Source organism: Streptococcus parasalivarius, from assembly GCF_054785155.1.
This window is the reverse complement of record NZ_BAABOB010000010.1, coordinates 35,411-52,365: the sequence shown is the minus strand read 5'-3', so window position 1 is coordinate 52,365 and position 16,955 is coordinate 35,411. Positions and strand designations below refer to the sequence as shown.

The window sequence follows — 16,955 nt, the reverse complement described above, 5'->3', positions numbered from 1 at the left end:
CGCTTAACGGCGTGGGGGTTCAAGTCCCTTCACCCGCATTAGAAAAGTTAGCCGGCTTAGCTCAGTTGGTAGAGCATCTGATTTGTAATCAGAGGGTCGCGTGTTCAAGTCATGTAGCCGGCATAAAATGCGAACGTAGTTCAGTGGTAGAACACCACCTTGCCAAGGTGGGGGTCGCGGGTTCGAATCCCGTCGTTCGCTTGAGGAGCCGGGGTGGCGGAACTGGCAGACGCACAGGACTTAAAATCCTGCGAAAGGAAACTTTCGTACCGGTTCGATCCCGGTCCTCGGCATAATATAATAATGAGCACCCTTAGCTCAACTGGATAGAGTACCTGACTACGAATCAGGCGGTTAGAGGTTCGACTCCTCTAGGGTGCATTTTATCGGGAAGTAGCTCAGCTTGGTAGAGCACTTGGTTTGGGACCAAGGGGTCGCAGGTTCGAATCCTGTCTTCCCGATTTATGGCGGTGTAGCTCAGCTGGCTAGAGCGTCCGGTTCATACCCGGGAGGTCGGGGGTTCGATCCCCTTCGCCGCTATATATATGGATTTCTTGGACCTTTAGCTCAACTGGTTAGAGCACTCGGCTCATAACCGAGCGGTCGTAGGTTCGAGTCCTACAAGGTCCATATATTAATTATAATATTTGGAGGATTACCCAAGTCCGGCTGAAGGGAACGGTCTTGAAAACCGTCAGGCGTGTAAAAGCGTGCGTGGGTTCGAATCCCACATCCTCCTTATAATTAACGCGGGATGGAGCAGCTAGGTAGCTCGTCGGGCTCATAACCCGAAGGTCGTAGGTTCAAATCCTGCTCCCGCAATATGGCTCGGTAGCTCAGTTGGTAGAGCAATGGATTGAAGCTCCATGTGTCGGCGGTTCGATTCCGTCTCGCGCCATTTTGTTAAGCGGGTGTAGTTTAGTGGTAAAACTACAGCCTTCCAAGCTGTTGTCGCGAGTTCGATTCTCGTCACCCGCTTTATTTGGATATTATAGCCAAGCATTTGCTTGGGCGCGTAGCTCAGATGGTTAGAGCGCACGCCTGATAAGCGTGAGGTCGGTGGTTCGATTCCACTCGTGCCCATATTGGAGAATTACTCAAGAGGCTGAAGAGGACGGTTTGCTAAATCGTTAGGTCGGGTAACTGGCGCGGGGGTTCGAATCCCCCATTCTCCGTAGTATTATGACGAATTATCTTTTAGATAATTCGTTTTCTTTTTTGAGGTGACAAAATGAAAAATAGTTTTTATCGATTTCTTCTTTATGGGTTTATTGTTATTCTATTTTTTGTAATGTTTTTTTCTTTTGTCTTTACTAATAAAAAATTAACGAAGGATATCTCCTCTAATGTTTCTGGTTTAGTAACCAAAGTTGACTCAGTGGTTTCAGTTCCATTTACTGCACTATCAAAATCTCATAATGTTCTTTCTGATCTTTTATCAACTTATTCTGAGAATCGTGATTTAAAAAAATCTTTATCAAATTTAGAAAATCAATCAGCTATTATCTCTAACTTGCAAGAAGAGAATGATTCTTTAAGAGCTTCGCTTAATCTTTCGGACAAGCTAAGTCGTGATAATGTTCTCACTGCTGAAGTTTCTATGCGGCCTTCTGTTACTTGGTTAAAAGAGTTAACGATTAATGTTGGTAAGTCTAAGAATGTTAGTAAGTCCATGCTAGCAACTTCTAATGGTGGAGTAATTGGTTCTGTTACTAAAGTATACGATGATACAACAACTATTTCTTTACTCTCTAGTAGTTCTAGTGATAGCTACCTTGCTTCTAGCGTCAAATCAGAGGGCGATAACCAGATTTTCGGGATTATATCTCGTTATGATAGTAAAAAGAAGCTGTTAGAGATGACACAACTTAATTCATCTTCTAACGTTAAGGTTGGCACTGAAGTAGTTACAAGTGGTCTTGATGATGTATCAGTAAAGGATGTTCCAATTGGTACTGTAGACTCTGTGAGTGATTATGAAGGAAATCGTACGATTTTGGTAAAACCTTATGCTGATTTTGATAAAATTTCTTATGTTACTTTAGTTGGAGATGGTAAATAATATGAAATTGTCCAAGTATTCTATTATTCTTTTCTTACTGAGTATTGTCCCTTTTCTATGGGATGGACATATTTCGATGATCCTTAATCATTATTTATCTCCGGAATTTTTTCTATCATCTAATCTTTTTATTATTTATATTTTCATCTTAACTCTTGATTATCCAAATAAGTATGCATTTCTTTACCTTATTTGTTTTGGATTTCTTTATGATACCTATTATTTCAAAACAGTTGGTATAGTGATTCTAACTCTGCCACTGTTATGCTATCTGTTAATTCAGCTAGGTCGAATTGTTAAGAGAAATACCTATGTTGATTTTTTGTTAATGTTTTTATTCTTATTTCTCTTTGATACCATAAATTTTGGCTTTGCCTTATTCTATGGTTTCTCCAATGAGTCTGTGACGGATTTTATTATTTATCAACTAAGTCCTAGTATAGTGTTTAATCTTTTGATCTTTATCTTTATTAAACCTATTCTTGAAAAATTATTTTTGTATCTGTCAGTTGATAGATTTAAATAGAACTGTAATATTGGCGTAACAAAGTTTGCGCCATTTTTTGATACAATAAGAAGGTCTTATCGAAAAGGAGTAGTATTTTATATTATGAAAAAACGTATTCTTTCAGCAGTGTTGGTAAGTGGTGTAACCTTATCAGCAGCTGCATCAGTACATGCAGAGGATTATGATTCGCAAATCGCTGCTGCAGATAACGCAATTAGTAACCTTGCTTCTCAACAAGAGACTGCACAAGCGCAAGTTGCTACAATCCAATCTCAAGTATCTACACTTAGAACACAAAAATCAGAACTGGAAACTAAAAATGCTGAACTTGAAAAAGTGTCAGCAGATTTGGAATCTGAAATTCAAGAATTATCAAGTAAAATTGTAGCTCGTCAAGATTCTTTGGCGAAACAAGCTCGTAGTGCTCAACAAAATAATACTGCGACTAGCTATATCAACTCTATCTTGAACTCTAAGTCAATCTCTGAAGCTATTACTCGTATCACAGCTATTTCAAAAGTTGTTACAGCTAATAATGACATGTTGACAAAACAAGAGTCTGATCAAAAAGAGCTTGCTGCAAAGCAAGAACAAAACCAAGCTGCTATTAATGAAATTGCAACTAATAAAGCTGAGCTTGAAACAACAGAAGCTGGTTTGACAACTCAACAAGCTGAACTAGAAGCAGCACAAGTTACTTTGGCTGCAGAATTGGCTACAGCACAAGATGAAAAAACATCACTTGTTTCTGCTAAATCAACTGCAGAAGCTGTGGCAGCTTCAACTGCAGCATCAGTTGCTCAGTCTCAAGCAATTGCAGAATCAGAGGCAGCAGCACAAGCAGTAGCATCTTCAGAAGCGGCAGCATTTGTAGCTCAATCAGAGGCGGCAGCAACTTCAGAAGCTGTAGCTCAACCTTCTGAAGCTACTGTTTCAGAAACAGCGACAGCCTCAGAAGTAGCACAAGAACCAGTTTCATCAGAAACTTCAGAAACTACTCAAGAGCCAACTGTTGCAACTTCAGAAGCAACACAAGAGCCTGCTGCTCCAGCAACATCTGAAGTACAGCCAGAATCAGCTGCGTCAGAGGCACAACAAGAGCCTGCTGCTCCAGTAACATCTGAAGCACAACCAGAATCAGCTGCTCCAGCAGCTTCAGAAGCTCCTGCTAGCGAAGCACCTGCAGCAACATCTGAAGCACCAGCAAGTCAAGCACCTGCAGCTTCAGAAGCACCAGCTCCTGCTGCTGAAACACCTAAAGTATCAGCAGCATCAACTCCTAATACATATCCAGTTGGTCAATGTACTTGGGGTGCTAAATCACTAGCTTCATGGGTTGGTAATTACTGGGGTAATGCTAAAAACTGGATTGCTAGCGCACAAGCAGCTGGCCACTCAGTTGGTACAACTCCTGTAGCCGGTGCAATTGCGGTTTGGCCAAATGATGGTGGTGGTTATGGTCACGTAGCTTACGTCACATCAGCATCAGGTGCAAATTCAATTCAAGTTATGGAATCAAACTATGCTGGTAACATGTCAATCGGTAACTACCGTGGTACATTTGATCCAACATCATCAGCTCATGGTGGTTCTGTATACTATATTTACCCATAATGAACACAAAAAAGCGATTCGAATTTTCTCGAATCCTTTTTATTTTACGGGAAAATCTCTTTACTTTGTGGAACTGATTTTAGCTGGGAAAATGTCGTAACTAAGGATAAATCTTTTTAGTCTTGTTAAGTTACTGTGACACCATTTATTTTGCATTGAAAATCAATCTAAAAAAAGGTAGAATGGTTTAGTAGATATTTTGGAGGAAATCATGTCTTATACGAATTTGAAGTTGTTTGCTTTGTCGTCTAACCAGGAATTAGCAGCAAAAGTTGCTGATAAAATGGGTATTGAACTCGGAAAATCAAGTGTTCGTGAATTTTCAGATGGTGAGATTCAAGTTAATATTGAAGAATCTATCCGTGGTCATCACGTTTTTATTCTTCAATCTACAAGCTCCCCTGTAAATGATAACTTGATGGAAATCTTGATTATGGTTGATGCACTAAAACGTGCAAGTGCAGAAACAATCAGTGTTGTTATGCCTTATTATGGTTATGCACGTCAAGACCGTAAGGCACGTTCACGTGAACCAATCACATCTAAGTTGGTTGCTAATATGCTTGAGGTTGCAGGTGTTGATCGACTTTTGACAGTTGACCTCCATGCTTCTCAAATTCAAGGATTCTTTGATATTCCTGTAGACCATTTGATGGGTGCACCACTTATTGCAGATTACTTTGATCGTGCTGGTCTTACTGGAGATGATGTTGTTGTTGTTTCTCCAGACCATGGTGGTGTGACTCGTGCACGAAAACTTGCTCAATGTTTGAAAACACCAATTGCAATCATTGATAAGCGTCGTAGTGTTGATAAAATGAACACTTCTGAGGTTATGAATATTATTGGTAACGTTGAAGGTAAAACATGTATCTTGATTGATGATATGATTGATACTGCGGGTACAATCTGTCATGCGGCGGATGCGCTTGCTGAAGCTGGTGCAACTCATGTTTATGCCTCATGTACTCACCCTGTATTGTCAGGTCCAGCACTTGATAATATTCAAAAATCTGCTATTGAGAAGCTTGTCGTATTGGACACGATTTATCTTCCAGAAGAACGTTTGATTGATAAAATTGAACAAATTTCAATTGCTGATTTGATTTCAGAGGCAATTATTCGTATTCATGAAAAACGTCCATTGTCACCTTTGTTTGAAATGGGCCATAAATAGACTAAAGCTAGCCTAGGCTAGCTTTTTTGGTGTTTAAATGCGTTTGAGTTTTTGATATAATGTAAGGCATAATTGCAAAGAGGTGACCGTGATGGATTTAACACAACGTTTTAATAAAAATTTAGATAAGATTGAAGTTTCAATGATTCGTCAGTTTGACCAATCAATTTCAGATGTACCAGGAATCAAAAAGTTGACACTTGGTGAACCTGATTTTACAACTCCAGATCATGTAAAAGAGGCTGCTAAAGCTGCTATTGATGCTAACCAGTCGCACTATACAGGTATGGCAGGGCTTCCTGCCTTACGTCAGGCAGCTGCGGAGTTTGTTAAGGAAAAATACAATCTTACTTATAACCCAGAAAATGAAATATTGGTGACTATTGGAGCTACAGAAGCCCTTTCTGCAACTTTGACAGCGATTTTGGAGCCAGGTGATACGATTCTTTTACCTGCACCAGCCTATCCAGGATATGAGCCGATTGCTAATCTAGTTGGTGCTGAAATTGTCGAAATTGATACAACAGCTAATGATTTTGTTTTGACTCCGGAGATGTTAGAAAAGGCAATTTTGGAGCAGGGAGATAAGCTTAAAGCCGTTTTGCTTAACTACCCAACCAACCCAACCGGTGTGACCTACTCACGTCAACAGATTAAAGATCTGGCTGAAGTTCTGAAAAAATACGATATTTTTGTTGTTAGTGATGAAGTTTACTCTGAACTAACTTATGTGGATCACCATGTATCTATTGCTGAGTATTTGCCGGAACAAACGATTTTGATTAATGGTTTGTCTAAATCTCATGCGATGACAGGGTGGCGTATTGGTTTGATTTTCGCACCTGCAATCTTGACGGCTCAGTTGATTAAGAGTCACCAATATTTGGTAACAGCTGCAGCAACAATGGCGCAATTTGCAGCTATTGAAGCCTTATCTGCTGGTAAGGATGATGCCCAACCAATGAAAGTTGAGTACTTGAAGCGTCGTGATTATATTCTTGAAAAAATGACTGAGCTTGGTTTCAGAATTATTAAACCTGATGGTGCTTTCTACATCTTTGCTAAGATTCCAGAAGGGTATACTCAAGACTCCTTTAAGTTCTGCCAAGACTTTGCTCGTGAAAAAGCTATTGCGATTATCCCAGGGGTCGCTTTTGGGAAGTATGGCGAAGGCTTTGTTCGCCTGTCGTATGCGGCTAGCATGGATACTATTGAAACAGCTATGACTCGTTTGAAAGAGTTTATGGAAGAACATGCAGAAGCTTGAGAGTAGAGGCCTTGTCCTCTTCAATCGTAATTATCGTGAGAATGATAAACTAGTTAAAATTTTTACCGAGCAAGCTGGTAAACGGATGTTTTTTGTTAGAGGTGGTGGGGCAGGTAAATTAAGTGCTGTCATTCAACCCTTGACCATCGCTGAATTCATGATGACTGTAAATGATGAAGGTCTATCTTTCATAGAAGATTATAGCCAGGCACAATCCTTCAAGGAAATTACAAGCGATATTTTCAAGCTGTCTTATGCGACATATTTGGCTGCATTGACAGATGCTACTATTGCTGATGGTGTGACAGATGCGCAATTATTTGTATTCTTGGAGAAGACGCTTGAATTAATGGAAGAAGGCTTGGATTATGAAATCTTGACTAATATCTTTGAGATTCAGGTTTTAGACCGTTTCGGCGTACGCTTGAATTTTCACGAGTGTGTCTTTTGTCATCGTGTAGGCCTTCCTTTTGATTTCTCGTTTAAGTTTTCGGGGCTACTTTGTCCAAATCACTATGCAGAGGATGAAAGGCGTAGTCACTTGGACCCTAATGTGCCTTATCTTTTAGATCGTTTTCAGGGGCTTTCCTTTGAAAAATTGAGAAGCATATCTGTTAAGGATGACATGAAACGAAAGCTACGATATTTTATCGATGACCTCTATGATAATTATGTTGGAATACATCTTAAAAGTAAGAAGTTTATTGATAATCTAAATTCTTGGGGCCATATTATGAATAAAGAAGATAGTGCTGACTAGACATTATCTTCTTTTTGTTTCACGTGAAACAGGAAAGTAATGGTTTTCAGTCTCAGGGGTTAAAATGCAGGTCAGTTCGTGCTATAATAAGAAGATAATAAGCTGAAAGACTCTGCTAGAAACAGTGAACTAGTCTATTTTAGTTACCTAATGTTTTATTGAAAGAAATCTGAGTTTGTTTTTTATGGCAGAGGACGAGAGGGAGAATGCTATGCATGTAATTGCAGTAGATGCTATGGGTGGCGATAATGCGCCACAAGCAATTGTAGAGGGAGTCAATCAGGCTATAGCAGATTTCAAAGATATTGAAATCCAGCTTTATGGTGATGAAGCTAAAATCAAGACTTATTTGACAGCGAATGAACGTGTGAGCATTGTGCATACTGATGAAAAGATAAATTCGGATGATGAGCCAGCTAAAGCTATTCGCAAGAAGAAAAAAGCTTCAATGGTCTTAGGTGCACAAGCTGTTAAGGAGAAAAAAGCAGGTGCCGTGATTTCTGCGGGAAATACAGGTGCCCTTCTTGCCGCAGGTCTCTTCGTGGTCGGACGTATTAAGGGAGTTGAGCGTCCAGGTCTTATGTCAACAATGCCAAGTTTTACTGGTCAACCCTTTGATATGCTTGATTTAGGTGCAAATGCGGAAAATACAGCTAGTCATTTGCATCAATATGCTATTTTAGGCTCTTTCTATGCTAAAAATGTGCGTGGCATTGCCAATCCTCGTGTAGGTCTCCTTAATAATGGGACTGAGGAAACAAAGGGGGATAGTCTTCGTAAGGAGGCTTTTGAACTCCTATCTAAGGAGCCAAGTATTAACTTTGTTGGTAATGTTGAGGCACGTGAAATTATGTCAGGAGCTGCTGATGTAGTAGTCGCTGATGGTTTCACAGGAAATGCAGTTCTTAAGGCAATTGAAGGAACGGGACTTGGTGCCATGAAGACTCTTAAGTCAACTATCATGAATGGTGGTCTTAAAGCTAAGTTAGGTGCCTTCCTATTGAAGGACAGTCTAAAAGGTATGAAAGAGACTATGGATTACTCTAGCGCCGGAGGTGCGGTTCTCTTTGGTCTTAAAGCTCCCGTAGTAAAATGTCATGGATCTAGTGATGCTAAGGCAGTTTACTACACCATTAAGCAGGTTCGTACGATGCTTGATACTAAGGTTGTTGAGCAGCTAGTTGAAGCCTTTAGTCCGAAAGAGGAGGCTAACTGATGAGTAGAGTAGAAATTCTTCAGAAAATGCAGTTCGTGATTCAAGAGCAGATGGGTAAAGAGGACATTGTTTTAACCGAAGACACCAAATTAGATGACTTGGGTGTAGATTCAATAGAGCTTATGGAATTCATTATTAATTTGGAGGATGAGTTTGCTCTTGAGATTTCCGATGATACTATTGACCATATGGTTAAGGTAGCTGATTTGTTGGACTATTTGTCTGAGGAATTGAATAAAGAATAAGAAAGCTAGAGATAGATAAGAGTATAATAGTTGTGTATTATATGATTGTTATTTTGTGGGAGTGAGGCAAGAAACTAAATGTTATATGGATTTAGTTCTGTCACACTCCTTTTTTCTATACATTTTTTATTAGGAAACTCTAAAAAACAATCAAAAGACGAACGTTGTTTTTTTACTAAAGTAATAAAGTTTGTTATATGTTGGTTTTTGGTTTTTTGTATGGTATAATGAAGAAGAAAAAACTTGAAAGGCGAACAATACCATGTCAAACCAACTAATTTATACTGGTAAAGCTAAAGATATTTATAGTACAGAAGACGAAAATGTGATTAAGTCGGTCTATAAGGACCAAGCAACTATGCTTAATGGTGCTCGTAAGGAGACTATTAAGGGAAAGGGTGTGCTAAATAATCAGATTTCGTCTCTTATTTTTGAAAAATTGAATGCTGCGGGTGTAGCTACTCACTTTATCGAACGTATTTCTGACACAGAACAACTCAACAAGAAAGTGAAAATTATTCCTTTGGAGGTTGTTCTTCGTAACGTGACTGCGGGTTCTTTTTCTAAACGTTTTGGCGTGGAAGAAGGTTTGGACTTAAAAACTCCTATCGTTGAATTTTACTATAAGAACGATGATTTGGATGATCCATTCATCAATGATGAGCATGTGAAGTTCTTGGATATTGCCAATGATGAACAAATTGCTTATATCAAGGAAGAAACGCGTCGTATCAATGAATTGCTGAAAGATTGGTTTGCACAAATTGGTCTTCGTTTGATTGACTTCAAATTGGAATTCGGTTTTGATAAGGATGGCAAAATTATCTTGGCAGATGAATTTTCACCAGATAACTGCCGCCTTTGGGATGCTGAGGGGCACCATATGGACAAGGATGTCTTCCGTCGTGATCTTGGTAGCTTGACAGATGTTTATGAAGTTGTATTGGAAAAATTGCAAGGATTGAAGTAGCCTTTTACAAATAGAATACTTGGTCTTCACTACAATCTTTAAGTAGAAATAGATAAAGGAAATAAAATGGATAAACGTATTTTCGTTGAGAAAAAAGCTGATTTTCGTGTGAAATCTCACTCTTTAGTAAAAGAATTAAAGCATAATCTTCAGTTGAAAACTTTGAATGATCTTCGTATTGTTCAAGTTTACGATGTCTTTAATTTGGCAGAGGACTTGTTTGCGCGTGCGGAAAAACACATCTTCTCTGAGCAAGTGACCGATACTGTTTTGGATGAAGCTGCGGTTAAGGCTGATTTTGAGAAGTATGCTTTCTTTGCTATCGAAAGTTTGCCTGGTCAATTTGATCAACGTGCGGCATCTTCACAGGAAGCTTTGCTTTTGCTTGGTAGTTCAAATGATGTAACGGTGAACACAGCGCAACTTTACTTGGTTAACAAGGATATTGATGCGAATGAGTTGGAAGCTGTCAAAAACTACCTCTTGAACCCAGTGGATTCTCGCTTCAAAGACATCACTGTTGGCATTGCTAAACAGGATTTCTCTGAGTCTGACAAGACCATTCCAAGTTTGGATTTCTTTGAAACTTATACGGCAGAAGATTTTGCTAAGTATAAGGCAGAGCAAGGATTGGCAATGGAAGTGGATGACCTTCTATTCATTCAAGATTACTTCAAGTCTATTGGTCGTGTGCCAACTGAGACTGAGCTTAAGGTGTTGGATACTTACTGGTCTGACCACTGTCGTCATACAACTTTCGAGACTGAGTTGAAAAACATCGACTTCTCAGCTTCTAAATTTGAAAAACAATTGCAAGCGACTTATGACAAGTATATTGCCATGCGTGATGAGTTGGGACGTACCGAAAAACCCCAAACCTTGATGGATATGGCGACTATTTTTGGTCGTTACGAGCGTGCCAATGGTCGTTTGGATGACATGGAAGTGTCTGATGAAATCAATGCCTGTTCTGTTGCAATTGAAGTGGATGTCAATGGTGTGAAAGAGCCATGGCTTCTCATGTTCAAGAACGAAACCCACAACCACCCAACGGAGATCGAACCATTTGGTGGGGCTGCTACTTGTATCGGTGGGGCCATTCGTGACCCATTGTCAGGGCGTTCATACGTTTACCAAGCCATGCGTATCTCAGGTGCTGGTGATATTACAACACCAATTGCTGAAACTCGTGCTGGTAAATTACCACAACAAGTGATTTCTAAAACAGCAGCTCACGGTTATTCTTCATACGGTAACCAAATTGGTCTTGCAACAACCTATGTTCGTGAATACTTCCACCCAGGTTTCGTTGCTAAGCGTATGGAGCTAGGTGCTGTGGTCGGTGCGGCTCCTAAGGAAAATGTTGTTCGTGAAAAACCTGAAGCTGGTGATGTAATTATCTTGCTCGGTGGTAAGACTGGACGTGACGGTGTCGGTGGTGCGACAGGTTCTTCTAAAGTTCAAACGGTTGAATCAGTTGAAACAGCTGGTGCTGAGGTTCAAAAAGGGAATGCCATCGAAGAACGTAAGATTCAACGTCTTTTCCGTAATGGGGAAGTGACACGTCTTATCAAGAAATCAAATGACTTTGGTGCTGGTGGTGTCTGTGTGGCTATCGGTGAATTGGCAGATGGTCTTGAAATTGATCTAGACAAAGTGCCATTGAAATACCAAGGTTTGAACGGTACAGAAATTGCCATTTCTGAGTCTCAAGAACGTATGGCTGTAGTGGTTCGTCCAGAAGATGTAGACGCCTTCGTTGCTGAATGTAATAAAGAAAATATTGATGCTGTTGTCGTTGCGACAGTGACTGAAAAACCAAATCTTGTTATGCACTGGAATGGCGAAACCATCGTTGATTTGGAACGTCGTTTCCTTGATACAAACGGTGTACGTGTAGTTGTGGATGCTAAGGTAGTTGACAAGGATGTCAAGCTTCCAGAAGAACGCCAAACATCTGCTGAAACCCTTGAAGCTGATACACTTGAAGTTTTGGCTGACCTTAACCATGCCAGTCAAAAGGGATTACAAACTATCTTTGATAGCTCGGTTGGTCGTTCAACAGTCAATCACCCACTTGGTGGTCGCTACCAAATCACACCAACTGAAGCTTCTGTACAGAAATTGCCAGTCCAACATGGCGTGACAACAACTGCTTCTGTTATGGCGCAAGGGTTCAACCCTTATGTAGCAGAATGGTCTCCATATCATGGTGCGGCTTATGCGGTCATCGAAGCAACCGCTCGTTTGGTTGCTGCTGGTGCAAACTGGTCTAAGGCTCGTTTCTCTTATCAAGAATACTTCGAGCGTATGGATAAACAAGCAGAGCGTTTTGGTCAACCAGTATCAGCTCTTCTTGGATCCATTGAAGCTCAGATTCAACTTGGTTTGCCATCTATCGGTGGTAAAGACTCTATGTCTGGTACCTTTGAAGAGTTGACAGTACCACCAACCTTGGTTGCTTTTGGGGTGACAACAGCAGATAGCCGTAAGGTCCTTTCTCCAGAATTTAAAGCTGCTGGTGAAAATATTTACTATATTCCAGGTCAAGCTTTGGCACAAGAAATTGACTTCGATCTTATCAAGTCTAACTTTGCTAAGTTTGAAGCCATCCAAGCTGATTATAAAATCACATCTGCATCAGCTGTCAAATATGGTGGTGTCCTTGAAGCTCTTGCCCTTGCAACATTTGGTAACCATATTGGTGCTAACGTCGAATTAGCTGACCTTGACACCAGCTTGACAGCCCAATTGGGCGGATTCATCTTCACATCGCCTGAAGAAATTGCAGGCGTTGCCAAGATTGGACAAACAGCAGCTGACTTTACACTTACTGTCAATGGTGTAACGCTTGATGGACACAAACTTGACAGTGCCTTCCAAGGTAAATTGGAAGAAGTTTACCCAACGGAATTTGCACAAGCAACTGAGTTGGAAGAAGTACCTGCTGTGGCATCAGATGCTGTTATCAAAGCTAAAGAAACAGTTGAGACACCAGTGGTTTACATCCCAGTATTCCCAGGTACTAACTCTGAGTACGATTCAGCTAAGGCCTTTGAAAAAGAAGGTGCAAAAGTCAACTTGGTACCATTTGTAACACTTAATGAAGAGGCTATTGTCAAGTCTGTTGACACCATGGTTGACAATATCGAAAAAGCTAACATTATCTTCTTTGCAGGTGGCTTCTCAGCAGCCGATGAACCAGATGGATCAGCTAAATTTATCGTTAACATCTTGCTCAATGAAAAAGTACGTGCAGCCATCGATAGCTTCATCGAACGTGGTGGTTTAATCATCGGTATCTGTAATGGATTCCAAGCTCTTGTCAAATCAGGTCTCCTTCCATACGGTAACTTTGAAGATGCAAGCAGTACTAGTCCAACCCTCTTCTACAATGATGCCAATCAACACGTGGCTAAGATGGTAGAAACACGTATTGCCAACACGAACTCACCATGGCTTGCCGGAGTAGAAGTTGGTGACATCCATGCCATCCCAGTATCACATGGTGAAGGTAAATTTGTCGTGACAGCTGAGGAATTTGCAGAGCTTCGTGACAATGGTCAAATCTTTACCCAATATGTTGACTTCGAAGGTAAACCAAGCGTGGATTCAAAATACAATCCTAACGGATCTGTGAATGCTATCGAAGGTATCACAAGCAAGAATGGTCAAATTATTGGGAAGATGGGTCACTCAGAACGTTTCGAAGACGGTCTCTTCCAAAATATTCCAGGAAATAAAGACCAACACCTCTTTGCGTCAGCGGTTAAATACTTTACTGGAAAATAATAGAGTGCCAAGTGCACTCAGCAATGATATTTTTCGATATGCAGTGGTTATAAAGAGCTTGAAAACTTGAGTTCACATTAGTGGAATGAGAGGCTAGAAACAGTTTTTCGTTCGCCTTGCATAAGGAAAATATCAAAAATAAAAGGTATAAAAAATGACATACGAAGTTAAATCTCTTAATGAAGAATGTGGTGTTTTTGGTATCTGGGGTCACCCAGATGCTGCCAAATTAACTTATTTCGGACTTCACAGTCTCCAACACCGTGGTCAAGAGGGAGCGGGAATTCTCTCAAATGATGCGGGTCAATTGAAGCGTCATCGTGATATGGGGCTTCTCTCAGAAGTTTTTCGTGATCCAGCCAACTTGGACAAGCTAACTGGAACGGCTGCTATCGGTCATGTTCGTTATGCGACTGCTGGTGAAGCTTCGGTGGATAACATCCAGCCCTTCCTCTTTCGCTTTCATGATAATCAGTTTGGACTTGCCCACAACGGGAACTTGACTAATGCAGAGTCACTTAGACGTGAGTTGGAAAAAAATGGTGCAATCTTTAACTCGACTTCTGACTCAGAAATTTTGGCCCACTTGATTCGTCGTAGCCACAACCCATCCTTCATGGGTAAGGTGAAAGAAGCCTTGAACACTGTTAAAGGTGGATTTGCTTACCTCCTCATGCTTGAGGACAAGCTCATTGCAGCCTTGGATCCAAATGGTTTCCGTCCCCTTTCTATTGGTAAGATGGGCAATGGAGCTATTGTGGTTTCATCTGAAACCTGTGCCTTTGAAGTGGTTGGAGCAGAGTGGATTCGCGATGTGAATCCAGGTGAGGTTGTTATCATCGATGATAATGGCATTACTTACGATAACTATACAACGGACACCCAATTGGCTGTTTGCTCAATGGAGTATATTTACTTTGCCCGTCCTGATTCAAATATCCAAGGGGTCAATGTCCATACAGCTCGTAAACGTATGGGTGCTCAATTGGCACGTGAATTCAAACATGAAGCAGATATTGTAGTTGGTGTGCCTAATTCATCACTTAGCGCAGCCATGGGATTTGCAGAAGAATCAGGCTTGCCAAATGAAATGGGCTTGATTAAAAACCAATACACTCAACGTACCTTTATCCAACCAACACAAGAGTTACGTGAGCAAGGGGTTCGTATGAAGCTCTCTGCCGTATCAGGTGTTGTTAAAGGCAAACGTGTGGTTATGATTGACGACTCTATTGTACGTGGGACAACATCACGCCGTATCGTTAATTTGCTAAAAGAAGCGGGAGCAACAGAGGTTCACGTGGCAATCGGTAGTCCAGCCCTTGCCTACCCATGTTTCTACGGTATTGATATTCAAACACGTAAGGAATTGATTGCGGCCAATCATACAGTTGAGGAAACACGGGAAATCATTGGTGCGGATAGCTTGACTTACTTATCAATTGATGGCTTGATTGATTCTATTGGAATTGACACAGATGCACCAAACGGTGGCCTTTGTGTGGCTTACTTCGATGGTAAATATCCAACACCATTGTACGATTACGAAGAACGCTATTTGGAAAGTTTGAAAGAACACACTTCTTTCTATTAAGAGTAGTCTAGAAGGAAAAAAGAGTAAAAAATTATGTCTAAAAATGCTTACGCTCCACGTCTAACTACTGACTAAAAGCTAAAGCATTTGTCAGTAGACGCTTTGCCCTATGGGGCCAAGGCTAGAGACCTGACTAGTATTTTTCTCGAAAAAAGAAAAGGAATAAACAAATGACAAATAAAAATGCGTATGCCCAATCGGGTGTGGATGTTGAAGCAGGTTATGAAGTTGTTGAACGTATCAAAAAACATGTTGCCCGTACAGAGCGTGCAGGTGTCATGGGAGCTCTCGGTGGCTTCGGTGGTATGTTTGACCTTTCAAAAACAGGTGTCAAAGAGCCCGTTTTGATTTCAGGTACAGATGGTGTCGGTACTAAACTCATGCTTGCTATCAAGTACGACAAACACGATACTATCGGTCAAGACTGTGTAGCTATGTGTGTTAACGATATCATCGCTGCAGGAGCTGAGCCCCTTTACTTCCTTGACTACGTAGCAACTGGTAAAAATGAACCAGCTAAATTGGAACAGGTCGTTGCTGGTGTGGCTGAAGGTTGTGTGCAAGCTGGTGCCGCCCTCATTGGTGGTGAAACTGCTGAAATGCCTGGTATGTATGGAGAAGACGACTATGATTTGGCAGGTTTCGCGGTAGGAATCGCAGAAAAATCTCAAATCATTGACGGTTCAAAAGTGGCTGAAGGTGATGTGCTTCTTGGACTTGCCTCAAGCGGTATCCACTCAAATGGTTACTCACTCGTGCGTCGTGTTTTTGCTGATTACACAGGTGAAGAAGTTCTCCCAGAACTTGAAGGCAAAAAACTTAAAGACGTTCTTCTTGAACCAACTCGTATCTACGTTAAAGCAGCTTTGCCACTCATCAAAGAAGAATTGGTTAACGGTATTGCCCACATCACAGGTGGTGGTTTCATTGAAAATGTACCACGTATGTTCTCAGATGACTTGGCTGCTGAAATTGACGAAAGCAAAGTGCCAGTCCTTCCAATTTTCAAAGCTCTTGAAAAATATGGTGAAATCAAACACGAAGAAATGTTTGAAATCTTCAACATGGGTATTGGTCTCATGCTTGCGGTTAAACCAGAAAATGTGGAACGTGTCAAAGAACTTCTTGACGAACCTGTTTATGAAATCGGTCGTATTGTGAAGAAAGATGGCGCAAGTGTGGTGATTAAATAATGGCTAAAAGGATTGCTGTTTTTGCCTCTGGCAACGGCTCAAACTTCCAGGTGATTGCAGAACAATTTCCAGTAGAATTTGTCTTTTCAGATCACCGCGATGCCTATGTCTTAGAACGTGCCAAAAACCTTGGTGTGGCTAGCCATGCCTTTGAACTCAAGGAATTTGACAATAAAGCGGCTTATGAAGAAGCTATCGTCAAACTCTTGGATGATCACCAGATTGATTTGGTTTGTTTGGCGGGTTATATGAAAATCGTCGGCCCAACCTTGCTAGCAGCTTATGAAGGCCGTATTATCAATATTCACCCGGCTTATCTCCCTGAATTTCCAGGTGCTCATGGTATTGAGGATGCTTGGAATGCAGGTGTTGACCAGTCTGGCGTGACTATTCACTGGGTGGATTCTGGCGTTGATACCGGTAAGGTCATCAAACAAGTCCGTGTCCCACGCCTTGAAGGTGATACCCTTGATACTTTCGAAACTCGCATCCACGAAACAGAGTACAAGCTCTATCCAGAAGTCTTGGATAGTTTGGGTGTTGCACGAAAATAAGGA

13 protein-coding genes and 13 tRNA genes are annotated in these 16,955 nt (G+C 40.9%); all 26 read left to right on the top strand.

Annotation, left to right across the window (positions count from 1 at the left end):
* Window positions 1–50: 50 nt before the first annotated feature.
* The 26 genes from ACYVQ1_RS09555 to purN all read left to right on the top strand — a co-directional run bounded on the left by ACYVQ1_RS09555 (window position 51) and on the right by purN (window position 16,952).
* A tRNA-Thr gene (locus ACYVQ1_RS09555) sits at window positions 51–123 on the top strand.
* Between the two features lie 6 nt (window positions 124–129).
* A tRNA-Gly gene (locus ACYVQ1_RS09550) sits at window positions 130–201 on the top strand.
* 6 nt (window positions 202–207) lie between these two features.
* Window positions 208–293: transfer RNA gene (locus ACYVQ1_RS09545), tRNA-Leu, on the top strand.
* 14 nt (window positions 294–307) lie between these two features.
* Window positions 308–381 (top strand) — tRNA-Arg (locus tag ACYVQ1_RS09540).
* A 6-nt stretch (window positions 382–387) separates the two neighbouring features.
* A tRNA-Pro gene (locus tag ACYVQ1_RS09535) sits at window positions 388–461 on the top strand.
* Between the two features lie 5 nt (window positions 462–466).
* Window positions 467–540 (top strand) — tRNA-Met (locus ACYVQ1_RS09530).
* Between the two features lie 16 nt (window positions 541–556).
* A tRNA-Ile gene (locus ACYVQ1_RS09525) sits at window positions 557–630 on the top strand.
* Window positions 631–649: 19 nt separating this feature from the next.
* Window positions 650–739: transfer RNA gene (locus tag ACYVQ1_RS09520), tRNA-Ser, on the top strand.
* A gap of 9 nt (window positions 740–748) precedes the next feature.
* Window positions 749–822 (top strand) — tRNA-Met (locus ACYVQ1_RS09515).
* A 3-nt stretch (window positions 823–825) separates the two neighbouring features.
* Window positions 826–898 (top strand) — tRNA-Phe (locus ACYVQ1_RS09510).
* Between the two features lie 9 nt (window positions 899–907).
* Window positions 908–978 (top strand) — tRNA-Gly (locus ACYVQ1_RS09505).
* Between the two features lie 31 nt (window positions 979–1,009).
* Window positions 1,010–1,083: transfer RNA gene (locus ACYVQ1_RS09500), tRNA-Ile, on the top strand.
* A 4-nt stretch (window positions 1,084–1,087) separates the two neighbouring features.
* A tRNA-Ser gene (locus tag ACYVQ1_RS09495) sits at window positions 1,088–1,175 on the top strand.
* Window positions 1,176–1,231: 56 nt separating this feature from the next.
* Window positions 1,232–2,062 (top strand): rod shape-determining protein MreC, encoded by an 831-nt coding sequence (gene mreC / locus ACYVQ1_RS09490; RefSeq protein WP_461250508.1) that lies wholly within the window; start codon window positions 1,232–1,234, stop codon window positions 2,060–2,062.
* Between the two features lies 1 nt (window position 2,063).
* Entirely contained in the window at window positions 2,064–2,588 is a 525-nt protein-coding gene (mreD, locus tag ACYVQ1_RS09485; RefSeq protein WP_461250507.1) for a rod shape-determining protein MreD, read from the top strand.
* A gap of 84 nt (window positions 2,589–2,672) precedes the next feature.
* Window positions 2,673–4,184 (top strand): PcsB-like coiled-coil domain-containing protein, encoded by a 1,512-nt coding sequence (locus tag ACYVQ1_RS09480; RefSeq protein ID WP_461250506.1) that lies wholly within the window; start codon window positions 2,673–2,675, stop codon window positions 4,182–4,184.
* A gap of 211 nt (window positions 4,185–4,395) precedes the next feature.
* Window positions 4,396–5,361: a ribose-phosphate diphosphokinase gene (locus tag ACYVQ1_RS09475; protein WP_002886286.1), complete on the top strand. Its 966-nt coding sequence runs from the start codon at window positions 4,396–4,398 to the stop codon at window positions 5,359–5,361.
* Between the two features lie 91 nt (window positions 5,362–5,452).
* On the top strand, window positions 5,453–6,628 hold the full coding sequence (locus tag ACYVQ1_RS09470) for a pyridoxal phosphate-dependent aminotransferase (protein ID WP_461250505.1): 1,176 nt from the start codon (window positions 5,453–5,455) through the stop codon (window positions 6,626–6,628).
* Complete coding sequence (recO, locus tag ACYVQ1_RS09465) at window positions 6,615–7,388, top strand: DNA repair protein RecO (RefSeq protein WP_461250504.1); 774 nt, start codon at window positions 6,615–6,617, stop codon at window positions 7,386–7,388. Before ACYVQ1_RS09470 ends, recO begins: the two co-directional genes overlap by 14 nt.
* Window positions 7,389–7,599: 211 nt before the next feature.
* Complete coding sequence (plsX, locus tag ACYVQ1_RS09460; RefSeq protein WP_347106073.1) at window positions 7,600–8,604, top strand: phosphate acyltransferase PlsX; 1,005 nt, start codon at window positions 7,600–7,602, stop codon at window positions 8,602–8,604.
* Window positions 8,604–8,849 carry a phosphopantetheine-binding protein gene (locus ACYVQ1_RS09455; RefSeq protein ID WP_461250503.1) on the top strand — a complete coding sequence of 82 codons (246 nt, stop codon included), beginning with the start codon at window positions 8,604–8,606 and terminating at the stop codon, window positions 8,847–8,849. The genes plsX and ACYVQ1_RS09455 overlap by 1 nt, the downstream gene beginning before the upstream one ends.
* Window positions 8,850–9,111: 262 nt before the next feature.
* Entirely contained in the window at window positions 9,112–9,819 is a 708-nt protein-coding gene (gene purC, locus ACYVQ1_RS09450; RefSeq protein WP_037599463.1) for a phosphoribosylaminoimidazolesuccinocarboxamide synthase, read from the top strand.
* Between the two features lie 66 nt (window positions 9,820–9,885).
* A complete protein-coding gene (locus ACYVQ1_RS09445) occupies window positions 9,886–13,611 on the top strand; it encodes a phosphoribosylformylglycinamidine synthase (protein ID WP_461250502.1) in 3,726 nt (1,241 codons plus the stop codon).
* A gap of 154 nt (window positions 13,612–13,765) precedes the next feature.
* Entirely contained in the window at window positions 13,766–15,205 is a 1,440-nt protein-coding gene (gene purF, locus ACYVQ1_RS09440) for an amidophosphoribosyltransferase (RefSeq protein WP_461250501.1), read from the top strand.
* A gap of 170 nt (window positions 15,206–15,375) precedes the next feature.
* Complete coding sequence (gene purM / locus ACYVQ1_RS09435) at window positions 15,376–16,398, top strand: phosphoribosylformylglycinamidine cyclo-ligase (protein ID WP_013989890.1); 1,023 nt, start codon at window positions 15,376–15,378, stop codon at window positions 16,396–16,398.
* On the top strand, window positions 16,398–16,952 hold the full coding sequence (purN, locus tag ACYVQ1_RS09430; RefSeq protein WP_461250500.1) for a phosphoribosylglycinamide formyltransferase: 555 nt from the start codon (window positions 16,398–16,400) through the stop codon (window positions 16,950–16,952). The genes purM and purN overlap by 1 nt, the downstream gene beginning before the upstream one ends.
* Window positions 16,953–16,955 lie beyond the last annotated feature (3 nt).

What these genes read in the sequence shown, in the direction of transcription:
- recO (WP_461250504.1), top strand. Translation starts at nt 6,615, where the DNA reads ATGCAGAAGCTTGAGAGTAGAGGCCTTGTCCTCTTCAATCGTAATTAT.
- purC (WP_037599463.1), top strand. Translation starts at nt 9,112, where the DNA reads ATGTCAAACCAACTAATTTATACTGGTAAAGCTAAAGATATTTATAGT.
- ACYVQ1_RS09470 (WP_461250505.1), top strand. Translation starts at nt 5,453, where the DNA reads ATGGATTTAACACAACGTTTTAATAAAAATTTAGATAAGATTGAAGTT.
- mreC (WP_461250508.1), top strand. Translation starts at nt 1,232, where the DNA reads ATGAAAAATAGTTTTTATCGATTTCTTCTTTATGGGTTTATTGTTATT.
- ACYVQ1_RS09445 (WP_461250502.1), top strand. Translation starts at nt 9,886, where the DNA reads ATGGATAAACGTATTTTCGTTGAGAAAAAAGCTGATTTTCGTGTGAAA.
- purM (WP_013989890.1), top strand. Translation starts at nt 15,376, where the DNA reads ATGACAAATAAAAATGCGTATGCCCAATCGGGTGTGGATGTTGAAGCA.
- ACYVQ1_RS09480 (WP_461250506.1), top strand. Translation starts at nt 2,673, where the DNA reads ATGAAAAAACGTATTCTTTCAGCAGTGTTGGTAAGTGGTGTAACCTTA.
- ACYVQ1_RS09475 (WP_002886286.1), top strand. Translation starts at nt 4,396, where the DNA reads ATGTCTTATACGAATTTGAAGTTGTTTGCTTTGTCGTCTAACCAGGAA.
- plsX (WP_347106073.1), top strand. Translation starts at nt 7,600, where the DNA reads ATGCATGTAATTGCAGTAGATGCTATGGGTGGCGATAATGCGCCACAA.
- ACYVQ1_RS09455 (WP_461250503.1), top strand. Translation starts at nt 8,604, where the DNA reads ATGAGTAGAGTAGAAATTCTTCAGAAAATGCAGTTCGTGATTCAAGAG.
- purF (WP_461250501.1), top strand. Translation starts at nt 13,766, where the DNA reads ATGACATACGAAGTTAAATCTCTTAATGAAGAATGTGGTGTTTTTGGT.
- mreD (WP_461250507.1), top strand. Translation starts at nt 2,064, where the DNA reads ATGAAATTGTCCAAGTATTCTATTATTCTTTTCTTACTGAGTATTGTC.
- purN (WP_461250500.1), top strand. Translation starts at nt 16,398, where the DNA reads ATGGCTAAAAGGATTGCTGTTTTTGCCTCTGGCAACGGCTCAAACTTC.